This window comes from Anaerotignum sp. (assembly GCF_031981185.1).
Lineage (GTDB): Bacteria > Bacillota > Clostridia > Lachnospirales > Anaerotignaceae > Chakrabartyella.
Window position 1 is genome coordinate 56,160 of the sequence record NZ_DALYUL010000008.1, and the last position, 4,841, is coordinate 61,000.

The 4,841-nt window shown below is 40.6% G+C and carries 4 protein-coding genes and 3 tRNA genes; all 7 read right to left on the reverse strand.

Features of this window, described 5'->3' with window-relative positions:
* Positions 1-279: response regulator (locus RTK36_RS06245; protein ID WP_312045347.1), on the reverse strand; the 279-nt coding region annotated here is incomplete at its 3' end.
* Positions 280-752: 473 nt separating this feature from the next.
* Positions 753-2,714 carry a carbohydrate-binding domain-containing protein gene (locus tag RTK36_RS06250; protein WP_312045349.1) on the reverse strand — a complete coding sequence of 654 codons (1,962 nt, stop codon included), beginning with the start codon at positions 2,712-2,714 and terminating at the stop codon, positions 753-755.
* A gap of 15 nt (positions 2,715-2,729) precedes the next feature.
* Positions 2,730-3,422: a DUF4956 domain-containing protein gene (locus tag RTK36_RS06255; RefSeq protein WP_312045351.1), complete on the reverse strand. Its 693-nt coding sequence runs from the start codon at positions 3,420-3,422 to the stop codon at positions 2,730-2,732.
* Positions 3,415-4,134 (reverse strand): polyphosphate polymerase domain-containing protein, encoded by a 720-nt coding sequence (locus tag RTK36_RS06260; RefSeq protein WP_312045353.1) that lies wholly within the window; start codon positions 4,132-4,134, stop codon positions 3,415-3,417. The genes RTK36_RS06255 and RTK36_RS06260 overlap by 8 nt, the downstream gene beginning before the upstream one ends.
* A gap of 352 nt (positions 4,135-4,486) precedes the next feature.
* Positions 4,487-4,560, reverse strand: a tRNA-Met gene (locus RTK36_RS06265).
* Positions 4,561-4,590: 30 nt separating this feature from the next.
* Positions 4,591-4,671: transfer RNA gene (locus RTK36_RS06270), tRNA-Tyr, on the reverse strand.
* A gap of 9 nt (positions 4,672-4,680) precedes the next feature.
* Positions 4,681-4,753 (reverse strand) — tRNA-Thr (locus RTK36_RS06275).
* Positions 4,754-4,841: the final 88 nt, after the last annotated feature.

Consider the following 4,841-nt stretch of genomic DNA (forward strand, 5'->3'; position numbering starts at 1 on the left):
ACTGTCAAGACCCAAAACCCGATCATCCACCTGAGACTTTGCTGTAAGCATCAATACGGGGATGATATTTTTTTTCTCCCGCAATTTTTTTAATACCGTTAATCCATCTACCTTAGGCATCATAATATCCAAAACAACACCATCGTAATTATCCGCCTCTAAATAATCCAAGGCCTCCTGGCCGTTATAAACAGCATCTACAGAAAAACCATTTCTTTGCAAAATAGTGACCAAAGCATCAGAAAGTTCCTTTTCATCCTCTGCCAATAAAATTCGCATGGTTTTTACCTCCTTATGTATCAATTGGGATTTTCACCTCAAAAACTTATTTTAACTTTCCCCTAAAATTATGGAACGAAACCTTATCCTATTTTACCATACTTTATAAAATAAAGTTTTATTTTGAAAAAGACCTATTGATTTATGCAATAGGCCTTTTTCTCAATATTTTATAAAAGAGTAAAATATTGAATAGGGGTTAAATACTTACAAATAAATGATAGCATTCAAAACTTAAATATAAGTTAAAAAATCTTTATTTTTAAATAATATTTATAAAATTTGTTTTTGTTTCCTCTTTGCCACAAAGAACTTTGAAAAACATCACATTAACTACCCTAAAATCTTATCTTATTCCGTCATCCACTTCCTTTTAATACCCCCAGTGAAAAACCCCCTCCTCAAACGAAAGCCATATGCAGTGTTTTTATCAGCATATCCTTCTATTGAGGAGGGGCATTACTACTTAATAATTATGAAGTGGCTTTTGTTGTGGTCTGATTCTGTTTTGTTCCATTCATTTGCCCTCTGCCACCCATATTTCCGTTACTGGATGTACCAGAAGTGTAACTTAGACTCTCCATGGTAAAGGTCTTCGTCTCATCCCCCATGGTTAAGGTATAGGTGGAGCCTTTCTTAATACCAGAGCCGGATACCAAAACTGCCGTATACTCTCTTGTTGGCGTATAGCTAAGCAGGGTTGTGCTACCGCTGGCTAATGTAACCTTACCACTTTGTGCTTCTGTTAAGTTAATCAACGCCCAGCCTTGGGTGGAATCCGTACTAAATCCATGGAACATACTGCTGGAACCACAAGCAACCAAGATTCCCCCGGTAATTACAGCATCACCGTCACTGTCCACACAGGAATTTCCGTTATTTTCAGGCCCAGTGATATAAATTACCCCGCCGCTTATATGAATACTGCCGTTAGAATCAATGGCATCTCCTTTAGCATCAATGGTTATGGTTCCCCCGGTAATTGTGATGTCGCAGTTTTCATTTGCTTGTAAGCCGCCGCCCATACGATTCGGCATAGCTCCTTCTGTTCCTGTAGGAGGGTTGCCTGTCGGAGCGGTACCCGCTGTACCATCTGTTGCTTTGGCTGTTGCCCCCGTTGTTGCATCCCCAGCGGGCTTTTCAGGTGGTGTAATTGTGTCATCAAAAGCAGGTCTTTCACCATTTGCCATCGTTCCTTTTTCTCCACCCACTACGGCTTCATCGGAATCTTCACCGCTTTCTGCCGCATTGATACCATCATCAGAAGACACAATGTTGACGGTGCCCGCGGAAACATGAACTGTCTGCCCTTCTATGCCTTCATAACTTTTGGTAATATGTATTGTTCCGCCCTCAACCACTGCGGCTAAATCAGCATGGAAACCATCATCCCCCGTTGCAATGGTATAATTCCCACCTTTTACAGTCAGATTTGCATTGCTGTGGTATGCGTCATCGGCACAATTTAAGGTAAAGCTTCCTCCGGAAAGCAACAGATTTCCAGTTGTTTTTATACCCTTCGCGCTTGCATCCTCTGCAAGAGTTGCATCACTGCCGCTGCCTGTTTTGATTTGGAACGTGCCATCCTCAATTTGCAGGATAGATGCCCCGTCAAAACCATCCCCCTGGGCTGTAATATCATAACTACCTTTCCCTACATAGATAAAGCCCTTTGTTGCATCATCTTTATCCTCGCAATGGAAGCCATCCTTACCGGAGGTGATTTGGAAAGTGCCATCTGCAATAGCAATACCGTCTTTCGCAGTAAAGCCGTGGTCTGCCGCATTCACCTTATAGCTGCCTCCTGTAATGGTCAGGTCATCCTTGGCAACAACGCCGCTGCCATAAGCCGCATTGATGATTAATGTGCCACTGCCATTGAAGGTGATGTCATCCTTAGCAAAAACGACACCGTCAATATTGTTATCATCAATGGCAACAAAAGTATCTTTATTGGTAAGGGTATTGGTTGTGCCTTTTGCTAAGGTGACAAAAACTTTGTCTCCTTGACGCACATAAATAGCTGCACTTGTGTTGTTGTTTATTGTTACACCATTGAGTACCAACTGAACTTTATCGCTTTCTTCAGCATCCACAATGATCTGACCATTTGTCAGCTTACCACTCAAGATATATACACCTTCATCTTGAATGGTCGCGGTAGAAGCACTTATGCTCACCTTACTGCTGTCTGAACTTGTGGCTTTTGTATCACTCAGTGTAATGGCAACGGCCTGACTTTCGTCATAATCCCCTGCTTTATCTCTTGTGCTGAATAACGTTTCAGGGTCTAAAGCGGTGACCAGTGTTGTGGCATCCGTGGTAGTAGTTGTTGCGGTATTATCTGTAGTTGCGCCGTTTGCCGTTTGACTGCAGCTGCATAATAAACAAGCAACTGTTATGGCGGCAAGCACTGTTCTTTTTTTCTGCTTCATAAAATAACTTCCTCCTTATAGCTCATTATGATTTAATGGTCTGGAAAAACTAATTTCCAAATTGCCATTGCGAACACGAATGTCATCCATCATTTTTTTCTCAGAAACATCATCTTTTACCACAACACGATAGGTCAAACGGAATAAGCTACCCATATTGGTGGTTTTAACCTCGGCAAGCTCATAGCTTTTGAAGAATTTTTCAAAAATATCATCAAAAATTTCTGTGTAGTCCAAATCCTCAGGAATTGTAATGCGAAGCTGACGTTCTTGGATTGCACCGCAAAAGTTTTGCATTTTTTTCGTGCTATAGAACATCTCTGCTAAAGCCAAGATAAGTGTAAATAAAACTGCCACTACCAAATATCCCATTCCCACGGCAAGGCCAGCGGCCATAGCAATAAAAATTGCACAGATTTCCTTTGCAGTGCCGGGAACGGAGCGGAAACGCACCAAACTAAAGGTTCCTGCTACAGCAACACCAGCCCCTAAATTTCCGTTTACCATAAGAATAATCATAGCAACAACTGCAGGGAGCAGAGCAAGAGTCACCAAAAACCCCGGGGAGCTTTTGCTCTTTCTTCTGTAGGTTAGCGCCAGTAAAAATCCAATTCCTAACCCTGTAGCAACACAAAGCAGAAATGCCCACATCGTTATTCCTGTTGTAGTGGATGAAGCTAAAATATTATTTGTCATAAAATCAAGCACTGTATCTGCCCCTTTCTGCCAGCTCTCTTTGGGCAATTGCAGTGTATGCATTACCGTATTTAGAGTAACTAGTTTTAAAAATATTGTTTTCACTAAAAAATTTCGTGAGCCATAAAGGCATTCCCATAGCAGCCTTTACTTCTAAAAGCTGCATTCCTTTGGGCAATAGCTCTTCACCATATGCCCCTTTACAAAGACAAATATCGTAATCTCTCCAAAGAATATTGTCATCAAAGGTCATACGAAATTCCGAGTCCTCTTTTCCAAAATACGCTTCTCTCTCGTAGGATAAAAGCACGGCAGGATTTAGAGGATGGATGTGGGTAAAATAATCAATCTCTCGGATAATCTGAGTATCCTTTATGGGTGCTGTGCTTTTTTCCAACCAAAGCCTTGCATCCTCTTGGCTCATTGAAACCCGCCTTTTATATACAATCCCTTTGTACTTCTTCTTTAGTTCCACAAAAACTGTAGATTCAGGATTGGCAGTACCATAACTGCGCACTCTCAGCTTCTCCTTATAAACAGGTTTTTCCATAGAATGACGAATCAGCTGTTTATTGTCTGTATCATAGTAGATATTCATAATGGTAGATTTGCCAAAACTATCGGGTGACATATATGTATTCATCAATTCCTGAAGTTTTGCTCTTTGTCCAAAGGAAATTAAATATTTAACTTCCTTTCGTTCAAACGTTGTGGGTGTTCCCATAAACTCAGCCTCCTTACCTGCTATTATTTTTACAGGTGTACCTCTTTTTCAAACCCAAGTATAGAAAGAAAACCTAAAACCTACTTTAAATTATAAAAAAAATTACAGAAATTTCATAATAAGCAGAAAATATTAAAATTAGTATTTTTCAGAGGTAAATTTCAGATATAAAATAAATAGAAAACCCAAGAAATCAAAGTTTCTTGGGTTTTCTATTTTATGATTTTACTTTTTAAGTCTACATTGACTGATTTATTAGCAGGTTGATTTTTTAACTACCCAAAATGCACTTCATCCTTTTCTTTTATAAAACAAAATAAATCCTAGAAACAAAGTTTCTAGGATTTATTGATTGCGGAGGCCAGATTTGAACTGACGACCTTCGGGTTATGAGCCCGACGAGCTACCGGACTGCTCCACTCCGCGGCAATATAAAATTTTTAAATTGAGTTACTATGGGCGGAGAAGGATTCGAACCTTCGAAGCTATCGCAACAGATTTACAGTCTGCCCCCTTTGGCCGCTCGGGAATCCACCCATATGTTTAAGCCGATGATCGGACTCGAACCGATAACCTGCTGATTACAAGTCAGCTGCTCTGCCAATTGAGCCACGTCGGCAAGTTGTAATCGGACGAATCTTAGAACAAAAAAAGTGACTCCAAGGGGATTTGAACCCCTGTTACCGCCGTGAAAGGGCGGTGTCTTA